This window comes from Clostridium sp. 1001271B_151109_B4, assembly GCF_015670405.1.
Lineage (GTDB): Bacteria > Bacillota > Clostridia > Clostridiales > Clostridiaceae > Clostridium.
Genome location: NZ_JADPBQ010000001.1, coordinates 1 through 19013 on the forward strand (window position 1 = coordinate 1; position 19013 = coordinate 19013).

General features: G+C 29.6%; 15 protein-coding genes. 14 read left to right on the plus strand and 1 reads right to left on the minus strand.

Annotation, left to right across the window (positions count from 1 at the left end; genetic code table 11):
- Positions 1–61 precede the first annotated feature (61 nt).
- Complete coding sequence (locus tag I4V63_RS00005; RefSeq protein WP_195999267.1) at positions 62–2074, minus strand: penicillin-binding transpeptidase domain-containing protein; 2013 nt, start codon at positions 2072–2074, stop codon at positions 62–64.
- Positions 2075–2255: 181 nt separating this feature from the next.
- Between I4V63_RS00005 and I4V63_RS00010 the strand changes: the two genes are divergently transcribed.
- The 14 genes from I4V63_RS00010 to aspS all read left to right on the plus strand — a co-directional run bounded on the left by I4V63_RS00010 (position 2256) and on the right by aspS (position 18989).
- Positions 2256–2573 (plus strand): metalloregulator ArsR/SmtB family transcription factor, encoded by a 318-nt coding sequence (locus tag I4V63_RS00010; protein WP_195999268.1) that lies wholly within the window; start codon positions 2256–2258, stop codon positions 2571–2573.
- Between the two features lie 52 nt (positions 2574–2625).
- Entirely contained in the window at positions 2626–3030 is a 405-nt protein-coding gene (locus tag I4V63_RS00015) for an arsenate reductase ArsC (protein WP_195999269.1), read from the plus strand.
- Positions 3031–3103: 73 nt separating this feature from the next.
- Positions 3104–4414: an MATE family efflux transporter gene (locus I4V63_RS00020; RefSeq protein ID WP_195999270.1), complete on the plus strand. Its 1311-nt coding sequence runs from the start codon at positions 3104–3106 to the stop codon at positions 4412–4414.
- 65 nt (positions 4415–4479) lie between these two features.
- The gene (locus I4V63_RS00025; RefSeq protein ID WP_195999271.1) at positions 4480–6678 is read left to right on the plus strand and encodes a DNA topoisomerase III; all 2199 of its coding nucleotides are present in this window, start codon (positions 4480–4482) and stop codon (positions 6676–6678) included.
- 255 nt (positions 6679–6933) lie between these two features.
- Positions 6934–8187, plus strand: a complete 1254-nt coding sequence (secD, locus tag I4V63_RS00030; protein ID WP_195999272.1) for a protein translocase subunit SecD — start codon at positions 6934–6936, stop codon at positions 8185–8187.
- 6 nt (positions 8188–8193) lie between these two features.
- Positions 8194–9066, plus strand: coding sequence for a protein translocase subunit SecF (gene secF, locus I4V63_RS00035; protein ID WP_195999273.1), 873 nt, complete (start codon positions 8194–8196; stop codon positions 9064–9066).
- 348 nt (positions 9067–9414) lie between these two features.
- Positions 9415–10269, plus strand: a complete 855-nt coding sequence (locus tag I4V63_RS00040) for a DHH family phosphoesterase (RefSeq protein ID WP_195999274.1) — start codon at positions 9415–9417, stop codon at positions 10267–10269.
- Between the two features lie 62 nt (positions 10270–10331).
- Entirely contained in the window at positions 10332–10850 is a 519-nt protein-coding gene (locus I4V63_RS00045; RefSeq protein WP_195999275.1) for an adenine phosphoribosyltransferase, read from the plus strand.
- 164 nt (positions 10851–11014) lie between these two features.
- Positions 11015–13192, plus strand: coding sequence for a bifunctional (p)ppGpp synthetase/guanosine-3',5'-bis(diphosphate) 3'-pyrophosphohydrolase (locus tag I4V63_RS00050; RefSeq protein ID WP_195999276.1), 2178 nt, complete (start codon positions 11015–11017; stop codon positions 13190–13192).
- A gap of 13 nt (positions 13193–13205) precedes the next feature.
- A complete protein-coding gene (gene dtd, locus I4V63_RS00055; RefSeq protein ID WP_195999277.1) occupies positions 13206–13655 on the plus strand; it encodes a D-aminoacyl-tRNA deacylase in 450 nt (149 codons plus the stop codon).
- Between the two features lie 209 nt (positions 13656–13864).
- On the plus strand, positions 13865–14482 hold the full coding sequence (locus I4V63_RS00060) for an MBL fold metallo-hydrolase (protein ID WP_195999278.1): 618 nt from the start codon (positions 13865–13867) through the stop codon (positions 14480–14482).
- A gap of 15 nt (positions 14483–14497) precedes the next feature.
- On the plus strand, positions 14498–15931 hold the full coding sequence (locus I4V63_RS00065) for a coproporphyrinogen III oxidase (RefSeq protein ID WP_195999279.1): 1434 nt from the start codon (positions 14498–14500) through the stop codon (positions 15929–15931).
- Between the two features lie 4 nt (positions 15932–15935).
- Positions 15936–17183, plus strand: a complete 1248-nt coding sequence (hisS, locus tag I4V63_RS00070; RefSeq protein WP_195999280.1) for a histidine--tRNA ligase — start codon at positions 15936–15938, stop codon at positions 17181–17183.
- An 18-nt stretch (positions 17184–17201) separates the two neighbouring features.
- Positions 17202–18989, plus strand: a complete 1788-nt coding sequence (gene aspS / locus I4V63_RS00075) for an aspartate--tRNA ligase (protein WP_195999281.1) — start codon at positions 17202–17204, stop codon at positions 18987–18989.
- Positions 18990–19013: the final 24 nt, after the last annotated feature.

Here is a 19013-nt window from a genome sequence, read left to right on the forward strand (position 1 = left end):
AAAAAGGAGTTGTATTCAGATTGAATTTATTAATTCAATCTGATACAGCCCCTTTTTTTTACTATCTATTTAAATATTCTTCCATAATGTTTTTAACCATAGGAATTGGAATGCTACTTCCACCTCTATCTTTAACATCTTCTATAATTGTTGCAATAGCTAATTTTGAACTAGTAGTATCTACTGCAACAAACCATCCATTTTCAGTTCCATTAGTATCATCTTGAGATGATTTAATTTCAGCAGTTCCTGTTTTAGCAGCTATATTATATCCATCAATTTTTATTTCATATGCATGACCATCTTCATCATTTACCATAGCAGAAAAATCTTCAATTAAAGTTTGAAGGTTTTCAGGTTTAATAGCAGCTTCTTTCCAGATAGAAGCAGTACTATTATCAGATAAAACCAATATAGGAGTCATAATATTACCGTTGTTAGCTAAAGCGCTATATGCTAAGGCCATATTTAAAGGAGTAACCATTAATTCACCTTGACCATAACCTGTATCAGCAAGTAAAATTTCAGAATTTAAGCTTCCATCATTAGAAATACTAGAATCAGTCATTGGATATTCGAAAGTCATTTCTTCACCTATACCAAATCCTTTTATACCACTAATTAAATCATCGCTACCGATCTTTAATGCAGCTTGGGCAAAGTAAATATTATCAGAATGCTTAGCGGCTTCTCTTAATGAAACTGGACTAACATTTTCTACCCTAGTTATTTTGTAATTACCCCAACTTGAATCTTTTTGCCATGTTAATCCATTAATTTCTATAGCTTCATCAGGATTAATTTTTCCAGTGTTTAAGCCAATTGCAGCTGTGATTAGTTTCATAGTAGAACCAGGGGCATATGTTTTACTGAATCTATTTACAGTATCAGTGTAATTATTTGCTTCTCTTTCTGCAGCTTTAGTTTTAGTAACATAAGTTGTAAACATATTAGAATCATATGATGGAGAGCTTACTAAAGCTAAAACTTCACCAGAAATAGGATCAACAGCTGTTACCGCACCTTTTTCTCCATTTAATTGTGTATAAGAATTACTTTGTAAAGTTGAATCTATTGTAAGTTTAATATCTTCGCCATTAATAACTTCTTTTTTTAAGATACTTATTTCATCAGAACCTCTTTTAATGTAAATTTCAGCACCATCTTCACCACGTAAAGTATCTTCATAAACAGATTCGATTCCAGCTTTACCAATTAAACTTGTTGAAGTATAACCAGAATCACTTTTGTTCTCTAATTCTTCAGCAGTAATTGCCCCAACGTAACCAATTAATCTTCCAAATGCTTCTCCACCATAGTAAACTCTTGAAGTTTTATTATTAATAAGGATTCCCTCTTCATTTCTATTAGTAAGAGTTTGTAGCTTTTCATCAGTAGTAGTTATATTAACTATTGGAACAAAAAGTTCTGGGTCAGTATTTGCATCTAACTTACTTATAATAGTCTCTTCGCTAATATCTAATGTATTTGCAAGTTCTGTAATTTTAGAATCACGATTTTCATTATTAAATTTAGATGGATGAATTCCAACTACTGAGACCGTACCATCTTCAGCTAAAATATTACCATCTCTATCTAATATTTTTCCTCTAGCATGACTTGTAGTTCTAACATAAACTTTATCATCCTTTATCATATCAGGGAAAATCAAGCTTTCATCCCATTTAATTAGATAGTTGTCTCCTTCCTTATAAATATCAACGTTGAAATTATTTAGGTTTAATTCACCCGCAATAGTAGTTCCTTTTAAAGTGAATGAGGCAGTATAGTAATTGTCCTGTTTTTCAAGCTCACCATTTAAGGAAATGTCTAAATTATCTAAGTCAATTGCTGAATAGATAGTAGTATATCTATTAACAAAAGTTTCCTCATCAATTGAACTCTTAGATTCCTCTGTTAACATGGAATACATTCCAGAAAAATCACTTTTAATCCATTTTTCAACATAGGAATTAAAAGCTTCATTATATTTACTTGTTTTTGAGCAACCTAATGAAAATATTATTACTATAATTAATGATAAAAGTAAAAGTAGCTTATTTAGGTTTTTCATAATCATCCTCCTTTGATTGTTTAATATAGTTTATTATACTATTTTAAGTAAAACATTCCAAATAAAAATAGTAATTTAAAAATTTTTAATAATACTGCTATTTAAATACGAAGTGTATTGATAAATAAAAAATAAATATATACAATTATCATATCGATAAAAATAGATATGAGGTGTTATAATGGAAAGTAAATATGTAGCAAACTCTAAAGTATTTAAAGCTTTTTGTGATGAAAACCGATTAGTGATTCTCGAAATTCTACAAAGTGGTGAAAAATGCGGATGTCATTTATTGGAAAGGATGAGTATTGGTCAATCTACTTTATCACATCATATGAAAATATTATGTGAATCTGGAGTTGTTAAAAATAGAAAGGATGGGAAATGGACATATTATTCAATAAATGATAAAGGATGTGAATATGCAATGGAGCTATTAAAGTTATTAACAAAAGTATATAGTAATGAAAATGTAGATAACTCAAAGTGTAAAAATTAAAAAAATTATATTTATGAAATAAAGAATATAAAATGAGTAAAGGATGATTAGGATGAAGAAGAAAGTAGCTTTTATTTGTGTGCATAATTCTTGTAGGTCGCAAATGGCAGAAGCATTAGGAAAAATTTATGGAAGTGAAGAATTTGAAAGTTATTCAGCAGGAACAGAAAGAAAGCCAATGATAAATCAGCAGGCAGTAAAAATAATAAAAGATTTATATAAAGTAGATATGAATAAAACTCAAAAATCTAAACTGTTAAGTGATATTCCTAAAGTAGATATAGTGATAAAAATGGGGTGTAATGTTGTGTGTCCATATCTTTATGCAGAGCATATTGAAGATTGGGGATTAGAAGACCCTACTGGGAAAAGTGATGAAGAATTCATAAAGGTAGCTAAAGTAATAGAAGAAAAGGTACAGGAGTTAGTAAAAAAAATTAAAAATAATGAAATTTAAAGTATAATAATTTTTTTATAGTAGATTATTATTAAACATTAAACTAAGACTTTGATTTGTGAATGGAGATAATATGAAAAAAATAGACTTAACCAAGGGGAAAGTAATATCAGTTATAGCAGCATTAGCATTACCTATAATGGGAAGTTCACTATTACAATTTACATATAATTTAATTGATATGATGTGGGTAGGGCGCCTTGGTAGTAATGCTGTAGCAAGTATTGGCTCTTCAAGTTTATATATAAATATTGGTAATGCTCTAAATTCTTTAGTTGTTATTGGAACGGGAATAATGGTTGCACATGCAATTGGTAGAAAAGATGATAAGGGAATAAATGGATATATCAATTCGGGAATATTAATAAACCTAATTATAGGTACTGTTTTTGGTCTAATTCTAATATTTTTAGGAAGGAATTTTATAGGTTTTCTAAACTTAAATAATAGTGAAGTAGAACGTAATGCATATTATTATTTGGCTCTAAATGCTCCTATTTTATTTTTTGCATTTTTCAATATGATGTATACGAGAATATTGGGTAGTTTTGGTAATAATAAATTTGCCCTTAAGATAAATGCAGTTGGTGTTATTTTAAATATAATTCTTGATCCTGTATGTATTTATGTTTTTAAACTTGGTGTTATTGGTGCTGGGGTAAGTACATTAATAGCAAATATTATAATGTTTATTTTGTTTAGAATAAATACAAATGGTATACTTACTTATAAATATGATTTAAAAGTTGATTTTGAAAAGATGAGAGAAATAATAAAGCTTGGTTTTCCTATGGCATTTCAAAGAGTTTTATTTACAAGTATAAATATTATCTTAGCTAAGATTATAGCCATATTTGGAGCAGAGGCAATTGCCGCACAAAAAATAGGCGTTCAAATAGAATCTATTGCATATATGATAATTGGAGGACTAAATGGTGCTATTGCAAGTTTTACTGGGCAAAATTTTGGAGCAGGGAAATCAAATAGAATAAAAGAAGGGTATAAAAGTGCATTGCTAGTTGGTGTGAGTTATGCAATAGTTATGGCAGGCGTATTTTTAGTGTTTAATAGACCATTAATTAGGTTGTTTATAAGTAATGAATCAACCATCATAATTGCAGGGGCTTATTTAAAAGCAGTAGCTTTTTCACAGGTATTTAGCGCGGTTGAAATGATATCTAATGGAATGTTTACTGGTATAGGAAAGCCAAATATTCCTGCAACTATTAGTATTGTATTTACAAGTCTTAGGATTCCTCTAGCTCTATTATTAATTAAACCTTTTGGGATAAGTGGAATTTGGATTAGTATTTGTATATCTAGTATTTTAAAGGGAGTATGTTCTTACTTAGTTTATGAAACTAAGATTAGAAAGATTTTGTAGAGAATATGTGTTTTTAGGAAAGTATGATATAATTAGTTAAAATTCCAAATGAAAAAGGAGCAGATATGAGTAAAGTATTAGTATTGGCAGAGAAGCCATCGGTAGGAAGAGATTTAGCAAAGGTTTTAAAATGTAATAATAATAAAGGTTCATATATAGAAGGAAGTAAATATATTGTAACGTGGGCTATGGGGCATTTAGTTGGACTTATGGATCCAGAAGGTTATGATAATAAATATAAAGAATGGAAGATGGAAACACTTCCTATGCTACCTAAGAATATGAAGTTGGTAGTGTTAAAGAAAACCGGAAAACAATTTAATGAAGTTAAGAAGCTTATGAATAGAAATGATGTCAGCGAAATTATAATTGCTACAGATGCTGGAAGAGAGGGAGAGCTTGTTGCTCGATGGACTATTGAAAAGGCTGGAGTAAATAAGCCACTTAAAAGATTATGGATTTCATCTCAAACAGATAAAGCCATTTTAGATGGATTTAAAAATTTAAGGGATGGCAAAGAATATGAAAATCTGTATAGGGCAGCAGTTTGTAGAGCAGAAGCAGATTGGCTTGTAGGATTAAATGTAACGAGGGCTTTGACGTGTAAGCATAATGCTCAATTATCAGCAGGAAGAGTACAATCACCAACCCTTGCAATGATAGTTAATAGAGAAGAAGAGATTAAGAATTTCAAGCCTAAAACTTACTATACTTTAGGTGCTAATGCTAATGGATATAAATTATCATGGGTTAATAAAGATAATAATTCAAGGATATTTGATGAAGAATTTGCGAAGAAAATTGAAGGTAAATTAAAAAATGCTGAAGGCGAAATCGTAAATATTACTGAAGCTAATAAGAAAAAATATGCACCAGCTTTATATGATTTAACTGAATTGCAAAGAGATGCCAATAAGATTTGGGGGTATTCAGCTAAGCAAACATTAAGCATTATGCAAAGACTTTATGAAAATTATAAAATTTTAACTTATCCAAGAACTGATTCAAGATATATTACTACTGATATAGTAGCAACTATTCCAGATAGATTAAAAGCAATTGCAATTGGTGAATATAGAGCTACAGCAGATTCATTACTTAAAACAAGGGTTAATGGTCATAAAGGATTTGTAGATAATTCAAAGGTAAGTGATCACCATGCAATTATTCCTACAGAACAAAAACCAAATTTAGCTTTACTTTCATCAGAAGAAAGAAAAATTTATGATTTAGTAGTTAAGAGGTTCTTAAGCGTAATGCTTCCACCATTTGAATATGTGCAAACTACCATTGAAGCAAATGTTGAAGGTGAAAGACTTATTGCTAAAGGAAAAGTTGTTAAAGCCAAAGGATGGAAAAAGCTATATGATCACTTAGATGAAGATAGTAGCGAAGATGATATAAAAGAACAAGTACTACCACAAGTTAATAAAGGTGATAAAGTTAATTTGACAAAGGTAGAGTTAAAGAGTGGGCAGACTAAACCACCAGCTAGATTTACGGAAGCTACACTTTTATCAGCAATGGAAAATCCTCATAAGTATATTAATGTAGGAAAAGAAGCTGCTAAGACTTTAGGAGAAACTGGAGGACTAGGAACAGTTGCAACTAGAGCTGATATTATTGAAAAGTTATTTAATTCATTTGTTATTGAAAAGAAAGGTAAAGAAATAGTACCTACATCTAAAGGAAAACAACTTATAGAGCTTGTACCGACTGATTTGAAATCACCACTACTTACAGCTAAGTGGGAAAAGCAACTTGATGAAATAGCTAAAGGCAAGAGAAATGATCATGGATTTATCAAAGATATGAAAAATTACTCTGTAGCTTTAGTAGAAGATGTAAAGTCCTCAAATTCTAAATTTGTCCATGATAATAAAACAGGAAAGAAATGTCCTAATTGTGGCAAATATCTTTTAGAAGTTAAAGGTAAGAACGGTACAATGAATGTATGCCAAGATAGAGAATGTGGATATAGAGAAAATGTAGCAAGGGTTACTAATGCTAGATGTCCTGAATGTAAAAAGAAGCTTGAAGTTAGAGGTCAAGGGGAAGGTAAGATTTATGTATGTACTGGCGCTAATTGTAACTTTAGAGAAAAAGCTTCTTCCTTCGAAAAGAGATTTGATAAAAAGGGAAAAGTAGATAAGAGAGAAACTCAAAGAATTATGGCTAAAATGAAAAAAGAAGCGGAGAAAGAAGCTATAGAGGATAATCCATTTGCAGCTTTATTAGGAAATATGAACTTTGATGATAAGTAATACAATAAAATAGTATATAGAAAAATATTAGGTATAAGAAAAAACAAGTTATTTAGTATTTTAAAGTGTATTGAAAAGCAAAATTAGGAATAATTTTGCTTTTTAATGCTATAATATAAATAGTAAAGGAAAATTTTCTGAAAGAAATGTGAAAAATATATGTAATAAATGGAGAAAAACTTAATCTTACTTGATATTGGAAAGTAGACATAATATAATTAATGTTGAACCAAAAAGAATAAAAGGGGGAAGACCATGAAAAAAGGACATACAAAAGGTAGAAGTGCTATATTATTTATTCTTACCTTAATTGTTATAGTTGTATTTGCCTTTGCAGGTGCTAGAGGCGTTGAAATAGCGGGATGGGAATTTAAATCATTCAATAAAGCTATTACTAAGGGGCTTGATCTACAAGGTGGAGTTTCTGTGTTAATGGAGATACAAGATGAAGATGTAACAAAAGAGGACCTAGAAAAGACGAGACAACTTATTGATTTAAGAGTCAATAAGCTTGGTGTTGCTGAAACTTCGGTAACAGCAGAAGGTGATAGAAGAGTAAGAGTTGAAATTCCTGGTGAATACGATTCAAAAGATTTAGTTGATAGCTTATCTAAAACTGGTAATTTAACTTTTAAAGATGAAGATGGAAATGAAGTGTTAAGCGGTTCAGATGTAGAAGAAGCTGGAACTATGCTTGATTCTACAAGCAATGCACCAGTTGTAACTTTAAAGTTAACTGATGAAGGAACAAAAAAGTTTGCTGAAGCAACTGAAAATAACCTTTATAAGAAGATTTATATTTATATGGACGATGAAGAGATTTCAGCGCCGACAGTTAATAGTGTTATTACAGGTGGAAACGCTATTATAGAAGGTAGTAGTACTATAGATGAAGCTAAGAATTTAGCAGGATTAATTAATGCAGGTGCACTTCCTGTTACAGTTAAAGCTATACAAATTGAAAATGTAGGAGCACAATTGGGTGCAGAGGCACTTCCAAATGCAGTTAAGGCTGGAATTATAGGGATAGCAATTATATTCTTATTTATGATTCTTTATTATAGAGTTCCAGGTGTTATTGCATGTATCGCATTAACTTTATATGTTTGCTTAACTTTATTAGTATTTGTTGAAGCTGATGTTGCATTAACTCTTCCAGGAATTGCTGCATTCTTGTTAACAGTAGGTATGGCAGTTGATGCAAATGTACTTATATTTGAAAGAGTTAGAGAAGAACTGAAAAATGGTATGTCTGTTAAATCAGCAGTTGAAAAGGGATTTAGCAATGCATTATCATCAATCGTTGATTCTAATATAACAACTATTATAGCAGCGTTAGTACTTTATTTTATGGGTACAGGTAGTGTAAAGGGATTTGCTGTCACATTAATGATTGGTATTGCAGTGAGTATGTTTACCGCTATAGTTGTTACAAAGACATTAATGAAATGGGCTGTTAATATGGGAATGTTAAAGTCTAATTGGCAGTTTAGAGTAAAGAGGGGGTAATGAGATATGTTTAAGATAATAGAAAAGTCAAAAATTTGGTTTTCAATATCCCTTGTAATTATATTAATAGGTGTAGTTTTAATGTGTACTAGAGGATTAAACTTTGGTATAGATTTTAAGGGTGGTACTAAGTTAGTAGTTGAGCTTGGTGATAATTTTGATAAGGTAGAAGTTGATGAAATAGTAAAAAGTTATGCTTCAGATGCAATAACAAAAACTGTTGAGGGGACTCAATATGAAATTAAATCAACAGAATTAGATGAAACAAAAACGGCGGAATTATTTGATGCTCTTAAAGAAAAGTATTCATTAGAAGATTCAGCATTAGTTTCTGAAACTCAAATAGGACCATCAGTAGGTAAAGAGCTTAGTAGGAATGCAATAATTGCTGTTTTAGTAGCATGCATAGCTATGCTAGTTTATATAGCAATTAGATTTGAATTTGCATTTAGTGTTGCTGCAATTGGAGCTTTACTACATGATGTGTTAATAACTTTAGCTGTATATGCAATCTTTGATATACCGGTTAATAGTTCGTTTATAGCGGCAATGTTAACTATTGTAGGGTATTCTATAAATGACACTATAGTTGTATTTGATAGAATAAGAGAAAATAATCATAATATGAGAAGAAGCAATCCAACTGAAGTTGCTAATGTAAGTATTAATAAGACTTTAGCAAGATCTATTAATACATCATTAACTACATTAATTGTTATTGGTGCAGTAAATGTGTTTGTACCTACAGTTAGAGAGTTCTCATTCCCGCTATTAATTGGTATAGCGGCAGGGGCTTATTCATCAATATTTATTGCTTCACCTATTTGGGTAATATTAAAGAATAGAATGAATAAGAAAAAGTCTGTGAAGGCTGCATAGTATAAAAAATAGCTGCTCGGTTGAGCAGTTATTTTTTGTTATTAAATTTTATAGCTTAAATGTTGATTTATGAATATTTAATGATATTTAACTATATATTTTAATATATAGTTAAATTAAAATTTGGAGAATAATACTAATTTGGGTATGCAAAATATATGATATAATGACATAAAATAGTAGGGCGATTCAGGTGTGAAAAGCTTTTACATAACAAATAATTGGGTAGAATTAAAAAAAAATCAGAAAAATCTTATAAAATGCCATTCTTTTTAAGAAAACATTTGTAATATAGATAAAATTACATTATAATATAAATGTTTTCTTATTAATGTGGAGGAGTTTATCATGCGTAAGTTTTGGGAAAGTATATATAGTCCAAATTACATAAGTGGATATAATCCCTTTATACTTAAAGATATGAATAAAGCAATAGAACGTATGGTATCAGCAATTAATAATAGAAAAAAAATTGTTGTTTATGGGATACCTAATGTAGATGGATTATGTGCTATTTCATCCCTTATACTGGTTTTGAAATATTTAAATGCAGATATTGAATACGTAGTCCATGATGATTCTTCAGTTAAATCGAAGATTACTGCAAAGGATATAATTAATAATGTGCATTTTTTAGGTGGAGAATTGCTTATAGCCTTAGGAATAGATTTAAAATCAAGTGAAGAAGAAGAGCTTTGTAAAAATCTTGGTATAGATTTGATAGTTATAGAAAATAGAGACATAAATTATGAGTATGATTACATATACTTAAATCCTAATCAAAAAGGATGTCAATATAGATATAAAAATTTATCAATTAGTGGATTAACTTTTAAATTAATGCAAGCAATTGCAATTTATTATAATATTAAAAGTATTAATAAGTATTTGGATTTAGTTTTAATAGGTGAAAAGTGGGCGAAGGCGCCTAAAAAAGGCGAGAATTTTGTCATTATAAAAGAAGGAATGAAATTTTTAATTAATACAAATAATTATGGATTAAGATCTATAATGGAAGCCTATAATATGATAAGTATAAATGAAGAAAGCATAGAAAAGATAATAGATGTTATAACACCTACTATTAATGTCGTTACTATGACTGATAACGCTAGAATTATTATAGAGTTATTAATTACAAATAGAAAAGAAAGGGCAGAACAAATAACTAAGTATTTAAATAAGTCTAAGGAAAATGTATAATATAAATGTAATGATTTTTGACTATAATAAATACAAGAATAAGTGAATATGGAGGATTTGTAATGGATCTAAAAAAAAGCATTAGAATAGTGGAGAACTTTCCAAAGCAAGGTATCAGCTTTAAGGATATTACAACTTTAATAGCAGATGGAGAAGCATTTAAGTATTCAATAGATACTATTGCAGAACATTTAAAAGATAAGAATGTTGATATTATATTAGGGCCAGAAGCTAGAGGGTTTATTTTTGGTGTTCCAGTTGCATATGCATTAGGGGTAGGTTTTATTCCAGTTAGAAAGAAAGGTAAACTGCCATTTGAAACAATTTCTGTTAACTATGATTTAGAGTATGGAACTGATGTGCTAGAAATTCATAAAGATGCAATTAAAAAAGGGCAAAGAGTTGCTATAGTTGATGATTTACTTGCTACTGGTGGAACTATTGAAGCTGTAACAAGATTAGTGGAAGAAGCTGGTGGAGAAGTTGTAGCTTTAGATTTTGCTATTGAACTTACAGATTTAAAAGGAAGAGAAAAATTAAAGGGTTACGAAGTAATGTCATTAGTTCAATATGATATATAACTTATTGAAATACCTTAAATTTTAATATATAATAATTGTAAAGGTGGCTGGTTTATTTAACCAGCCATAAATTTTAAATAAAATTTTATAAATAATGGTTATAATTAATTAAATATAGTAGATTCACTATTAATTTTTTTAGAATATATAAAGGGAGGATCCTAATGGTTGAGGTATTGATACAGAAAATAAAAGAAAATTGTACTAATGTAGATTTAAATATTGTCAATAAGGCATTTAATTTTGCTTTTGAAGCACATAAGGAGCAAAAGAGAGAATCGGGAGAACCATACATAATTCATCCAGTAGATGTTGCTATTATCTTAGCAGAGTTAGGTATGGATACTAGTACCATAGTTGCAGGATTGCTCCATGATGTTATAGAAGATACTGATTATACATATGACGATATTAAAAATATATTCAGTGAGGAAGTAGCAAATTTAGTTAGTGGTGTAACTAAAATAACTAAAATGGAATATAAATCTAAAGAAGAACAGCAAGCAGATAATTTTAGAAAAATGCTTTTAGCAATGGCTAACGATATTAGAGTAATTATTATAAAATTAGCAGATAGATTACATAATATGAGAACATTAAAATATATGCCAAAGGAGAAGCAAAAGAGAATATCTAGGGAAACATTAGATATATATGCTCCACTTGCACATAGATTAGGTATTTCTAAGGTTAAATGGGAACTTGAAGATTTATGTTTTAGATATCTACATGAAGAAGAATATTATGATTTAGTACATCAAATTTCTGAAAAAAGAGTAGAAAGAGAAACGTATATATCTGAAATTATTGATGATTTATACAATAAGCTTGAAGAAGCCGGAATTGACTCAGATATTGATGGGCGTCCAAAGCATTTTTATAGCATTTATAGAAAAATGGTGACAAAAAACAAGAGTATAGAACAAATATTTGACTTAACTGCTATAAGAATACTTGTTAATTCAGTAAAGGATTGTTATGAAGTATTAGGTATAGTTCATACAATTTATAAACCAATTCCAGGTAGATTTAAAGATTATATTGCAATGCCTAAGCCTAATATGTACCAATCATTACATACTACTGTAATAGGCCCACAAGGTAAAACATTTGAAATTCAAATTAGAACATTTGAAATGCATAAAACAGCTGAATATGGTATAGCAGCTCATTGGAAGTATAAAGAAGGTGACACTTCTGATAATAAAGAAAAATCATTTGAAAATAAGCTAGTATGGCTAAGGGATATGCTTGAATGGCAAAAGGAAACTTCAGATGCAGAAGAATTTATGGAAGGGTTTAAAATTAATCTTTTTACAGATGAAATTTTCTTATTCACTCCTAAGGGAGTAGTAATAGATTTACCTAATGGAGCTACGCCTATAGACTTTGCTTATAGAATACATACTGATATAGGTAATAAATGTGTTGGTGCAAAGGTAAATGGTAAAATAGTTCCACTTGATTATAAGTTAAAAACTGGTCAAATAGTTGAAATATTGACATCAAATAGCTCTAAAGGTCCTAACATGGATTGGCTTAATATTGCCAAGAGTAATCAAGCTAAGAGTAAAATTAGAGCATGGTTTAAAAAGGCTAAGAAGGAAGAAAATATTACAAAAGGTAAGGAAGTATTTGAAAGAGAGCTTAAAAAGCAAGGAGTTCATTACGCTGATATTGCTAAAGGTGAATTCTACGATAAGTTTATAAAGAGATATAATATTAATTGTATGGATGATTTATATGCTTTAGTTGGACTTGGAGCAGTAGTAGCCTCAGCATTCATAGCTAAACTTAAGGAAGAAAATTTAGCTAAGGATGAAAAGGAAGAAATATTAAATAAAGCTATTGAAGAAAATATTCAAAAAAGTGGGAAAAAGAAAAAAGAAAATAATTATGGTGTTACAGTTAAAGGTGTAGATAACTTAATGGTTAGATTTGCAAAGTGTTGTAATCCCGTTCCTGGTGATGATATTTTAGGGTATATAACTAAAGGCCGTGGGGTTTCAATTCATAGAAAGGACTGTAACAATCTTAAGACTCTTATCAATGAGGATCCACAAAAAGTTGTAGAGGTATCATGGGGTATATCTAAAGGTGTTGCCTATATGGCAGAGATTCAAGTTAAAACTGAAGATAAATCAGGTATACTTTCTGATGTTATGAATATTATTATGGATACAAAATTACCACTTAATGCTTTAAATGCGAAAAGTGCAAAGGGAAATTTAGCTTATATTAATATTAAAGTTAAAATTGATACTGTAGATCAATTAAAAGAATTAATGAGAAAAATAAGAAAATTACCTGGAGTAATGGATGTATATAGAATGAATAATTAGAGGTTGATATATAATGAGAGCAGTTGTACAAAGAGTAACATATTCCAATGTAAAAGTTGATGGATCTATTGTAGGTGAAATAAACAAAGGTTTTAATGTACTTATAGGTATTTCAAAAGAAGATACTGAAGAAGATATGAAATATATTAAAGACAAGGTAATAAATCTTAGAGTTTTTGAAGATGAAAATGATAAAATGAATTTATCCTTGTTAGATATAAAAGGTGAACTTCTTATAATTTCTCAATTTACACTATATGGTGATGTAAGAAAAGGAAGAAGACCAAACTTTATGAATGCTTTAGGTGGAGATGAAGCTAAGATTTTTTATGATAAATTTATAGAAATGATGAAAGAAACAGGATTAAAAATAGAAACTGGAATTTTTGGAGCTAATATGAAAGTGGATATCCAAAATGATGGCCCAGTGACTATATTACTTGATAGTAACAAAGATTTTTAACTAAATTCTATATGGATTTAGAAAAGTTAAAAAAGTAAGGAGTAAGAGGTAAGAGTGAAATTACTAAGAAGCTTTATTAAGTAGATATTATATTAATGTATCTTAATTTATAGGTATTTTAGTATTATTAACTTTTACTTCTTACCTAAAAAGAAAAGTATTGATTTTGAATATTTTTTTTGTGTTAATATAATTGGTGAGGTGAAATTATGATAATAAAAACGTATCCTTTAGGAGTATATGAAGAAAATATTTATGTTTTAATAGACGAAAATAGTAAAGATGCATGTATAGTTGATCCAGGAGGGCATGGAAATATATTAATTAAAAATGTTGAAGAATTAAATTGTAATGTAAGATATATTCTTTTAACTCATGGGCATTTTGATCACGTAGAAGCTTTAAATGAAGTTGCTGAAAAGTTTAAAGCACCTATATATATGAATGAAAGCGAAGTTAATTTTATGAAAACTGATAAAACTGTTTTTGGTGAACTTCCAAAAGAATATAACATTGTTAAAGATGGAGATACTTTACCATTTGGGGATGATGTAATAAAATGTATTCATACGCCCGGTCATACTAAAGGTGGAATGTGCTATCTTTATAAAGATGCTTTATTTACTGGGGATACTTTATTTAAAGGATCAGTAGGTAGAAGTGATTTTATTGGTGGAGACTTTAACGAGCTTATTACGTCAATCAAAACGAAATTAATGGTTTTAGATAATGATATCAAGGTTTATCCAGGACATATGGAATCTTCGAATATAGGATATGAAAGATTAAGAAATCCATTCCTACAAGATGAATTTGAGATTTTCTAAACAAAAGGAGATATTATGGAAGTAAAAATTAAATTAAATGACATGAAATACAGATATGATGTATATCAGATGTTTAATATTTATTTTCCATTAGATGAAATTAAATTTTTAGATGATGGAGATTATATTGTTAGTATTTTAGATGATAAAGTGGAATTTAAGTATAGAGACTATTACAATGAAACTAAAATCTTTGAAAATATTAAAGAAGACATTAAAAGACTAGTATTTTCTTCATTAAAAGACCTTACAAAAGAAGAATATCCTTGGGGAATTTTAGTTGGTATAAGACCTTCTAAAATAGCGCTTAAATATTTAGAAGAAGGAAAAACAGAAGAAGAAATTATTGAAATTTTTAAAAACAAGCATTTAGCAAGTGAAGAAAAAGCAAAGTTATGTATAGAAATTGCAAAAGCGGAAGAAAGTTTTGTAAATAAAAGCAGTAATAGTATTGCAATTTATATTGGGATGGCATTTTGTCCTACAAGATGTTTTTATTGTTCTTTTGCAGCAAATCCTATAACGGGGAATAAAAAGTTAGTGAGCCCATACTTAGAAGCATTAATTAAAGAAATTAAAGCAATAAAAAAGTATGTTAATGATAGAAAGCTTAATATAGAATCTGTATACTTTGGAGGAGGAACTCCTACAGCAGTAAATAACGAAGAGTTTGAAATTGTTATGAAAGAAGCTTATGAAGCGTTTGTTAAAAATAAAAAGGTTAAAGAATTTACTGTTGAATGTGGAAGACCAGATAGCATTACAAGAGAAAAACTACAAACTATGTTAAATTATGATGTTACAAGAATTAGTATTAATCCTCAAACTATGAATGATGATACTTTAAAAATGATAGGAAGAGGACATAATTCAAGTGAAGTTATAGAAAAGTTTAATTTAGCTCGAAGTATGGGATTTAATGATATAAATATGGATATGATAATAGGTCTTCCAGGTGAAGGTATAAAAGAAGTTCTTCATACTAAAGAAGAAATATTAAAACTTAAACCTGATAGCTTAACAGTTCATGGTCTTTCTTTAAAGAGGGCATCGATTCTTTATGAAAACTTTGTTCTTAAAAAGGGAATTCAAGTTAAGAAGCAAAATGAATTAGCTGCAATGTATGAAGAAAGTAGAAAATTAGCTAATGAATTAGGGCTAAAACCTTATTATATGTACAGACAAAAAAATATGGTTGGAAATATGGAGAACTTAGGTTATTCTAGAAAAGGTGCAGAATGTATTTATAATATCGAAATGATAGAAGATAAGCAAACTATTATTGCTTTAGGTGCAGATGCAGTTTCAAAAGTTGTTTTCTTAGATGAAAATAGAATAGAAAGATTTGCCAATATCAAAGATGTTAGAGAATACGTAAGTAGAATAGAAGAAATGATAGAAGGTAAGATAAAGCTCTTAGATAGCCTTTATCTAAAAGAGGAGGAATAATTAAATGGAAATGCAAGCTCCAAAAGGAACGAAAGATATGCTGCCACAAGATGCGTATAAATGGCATTTTGTTGAGCAAACATTTAGAGATGTAGCAAAATATTATGGGATGAGAGAAATTAGGACTCCTATGTTTGAACACACTGAATTATTTGCAAGAGGTGTTGGAGATACTACGGATATAGTTCAAAAGGAAATGTATACTTTTAATGACAAAGGAAATAGAAGTATTACATTAAAGCCAGAAGGAACAGCAGGAGCAGGGAGAGCTTTTATAGAAAGTAGATTATTTAATGAAGCACAACCAACAAAGCTTTATTATATAACTCCATGTTTTAGATATGAAAATGTTCAAAAGGGGAGATTTAGACAATTCCATCAATTTGGAACAGAAGTATATGGTTCAAAAGAACCATCTATGGATGCTGAAGTAATTGCCTTAGCTATGCAAGTTTTAAAAACCTTAGGACTACAAAGCTTAAGCTTAAATATAAATAATTTAGGATGTCCAAAGTGCAGACCTAATTACAATGAGGCACTAAAGAATTACTTAAAAGAAAATTATGATAACTTATGTCCTTTATGTCAATCAAGATTCGAAAAGAATCCAATGAGAATATTAGATTGTAAGGAGAGAAAATGTAATGAAATAACTAAAAATGCTCCAATAATACTTGATTATATGTGCGAAGAGTGTGATACTCACTTTGATTCGGTTAAAAAGTATTTAACAGCATTAAATATTCCATTTACAGTTGATCCAGGAATAGTAAGGGGACTAGATTATTACACTAAAACAATATTTGAAATCTTAAATGATGAATTTACAGTTTGTGGTGGTGGAAGATATGATAAGCTTATTGAACAATTAGGCGGTCCTGAAATGCCAGCTGTTGGGTTTGGGATGGGAATAGAAAGACTTATCATGATTTTAGAAAAAGAAGGAATAGAAATTCCAAATGAAACTCTATTTGATTTATACATAGGTGCTAGAGGTGATGATGCTAAATTTGAAGCATTTACTTTAGCTAATAAGTTAAGAGAAGCCGGTATAAAGACAGAAGTTAATCATATGGGAAGAAGCGTAAAAGCAGAAATGAAATATGCTAATAAAGTTGGTGCTGCATTTACTACAATTTTAGGTGATGACGAACTTCAAAATAAATCAATAAAGCTTAAGAGAATGAGTGATGGAGAGCAATTTGAAGTAAGTTTAGATAATATACAAGAAATAGCTAATGCTATTAAATAGTTAGGAGGAAGTTTACCAATGGGTGAGGCTTTAAATGGATTAAAAAGAACCATGATGTGTGGTGAACCTAGAGAAGTAAACGTAGGAGAAAAAATAACTCTTATGGGATGGGTTCAAAGAAATAGAAAACTTGGAGGTCTTCAATTTATAGATCTTAGAGATAGAACAGGAATTATGCAAATAGTTTTTGGTGAAGAAATTAATGCAGAAAGCTTTGAAAAAGCTAAAGCAGTAAGACCAGAATATTGTGTAGCTGTAACAGGAGAAGTTGTTTTAAGAGAAGCACCAAATGCTTCTATGGAAACTGGAATGGTAGAATTGAAATGTGAAAGCATTAAAGTTTTATCAGAATCTGAAACTCCACCAATATATATTAAAGAAGGATTAGATGCAGCTGAAAATATAAGATTAAAATATAGATATTTAGATCTTAGAAGACCAGATATGCAAAAAATCTTTATGATAAGAAATAGAGCGACAAAAGCTGTAAGAGATTATCTTGATAATAATGGATTTTTAGAAATAGAAACTCCAATATTAAATAAGAGTACACCAGAAGGTGCTAGAGATTACTTAGTTCCATCTAGAAATTATCCAGGTATGTTCTATGCACTTCCACAATCACCACAAATATTTAAGCAATTATTAATGGTATCTGGATTTGATAAATACTATCAAGTTGCTAAATGTTTTAGAGATGAAGATTTAAGAGCAAACAGACAACCAGAATTTACTCAAATCGACTTAGAAATGAGTTTTGTTGAACAAGATGATATTATGGAATTAAATGAAGGTTTAATAGCTCATGTATTTAAGGAAGTTTTAGGTCATGAAGTTAAGCTTCCAATTAAGAGAATGCCATTTAAAGAAGCTATGGAAAAATACGGTTCAGATAAACCAGATTTAAGATTCGGTATGGAAATAACTGATATTACTGACTGTGTTAAAGATATGGACTTCGTAGTATTTAAATCTGCTTTAGAAATCGGTGGAAGCGTGAGAGCTTTATGCTTAAAGGGTGGTGCAGACCTTGGAAGAAAGCCTCTTGATAAGTTAGTAGACTTTGTTAAAGGATATAAAGCAAAAGGTCTTGCTTGGATTCAATTAAAGGAAGATGGAGTTAAATCTTCAATAGCTAAGTTCTTAACTGATGATGTTACTGAAAATATAATTAAGACTATGGGAGCTGAAACTGGAGATGCAATACTTATAGTTGCAGATAAGAACTCAGTAGTATTCCAAAGTCTAGGAGCATTAAGATTAGAACTTGCTAAGCAATTTGATTTAATTAAAGATAAAAATGAATTTAATTTTACATGGATTACAGAGTTCCCATTATTTGAATATAATGAAGAAGAAGATAGATATCATGCAGCTCACCATCCATTCACATCACCAATGGATGAAGATTTAGATATGATTGAAACTAATCCTGGAGCTGTAAGATCTAAGGCATATGACTTAGTATTAAATGGTGAAGAATTAGGTGGAGGATCTATAAGAATACATGATTCTGCTCTTCAAACAAGAATGTTTAAAGCATTAGGATTCACTGAAGAATCAGCACAAGAAAGATTTGGATTCTTAATCGATGCATTTAAATTTGGACCACCACCACATGGAGGTTTAGCATTTGGTCTTGATAGAATGGTAATGTTCTTGGCTGGAACTGAAAATATTAAGGATGTTATTGCATTCCCTAAAAATCAAAATGCTTATTGCTACTTAAGTGAAGCGCCTAATGTTGTAGATCAAAAGCAAATTGATGAATTAGGATTAATTATTAAACCAGAAGATAAAGAATAATATATAATAAGCCCCAACTATTGT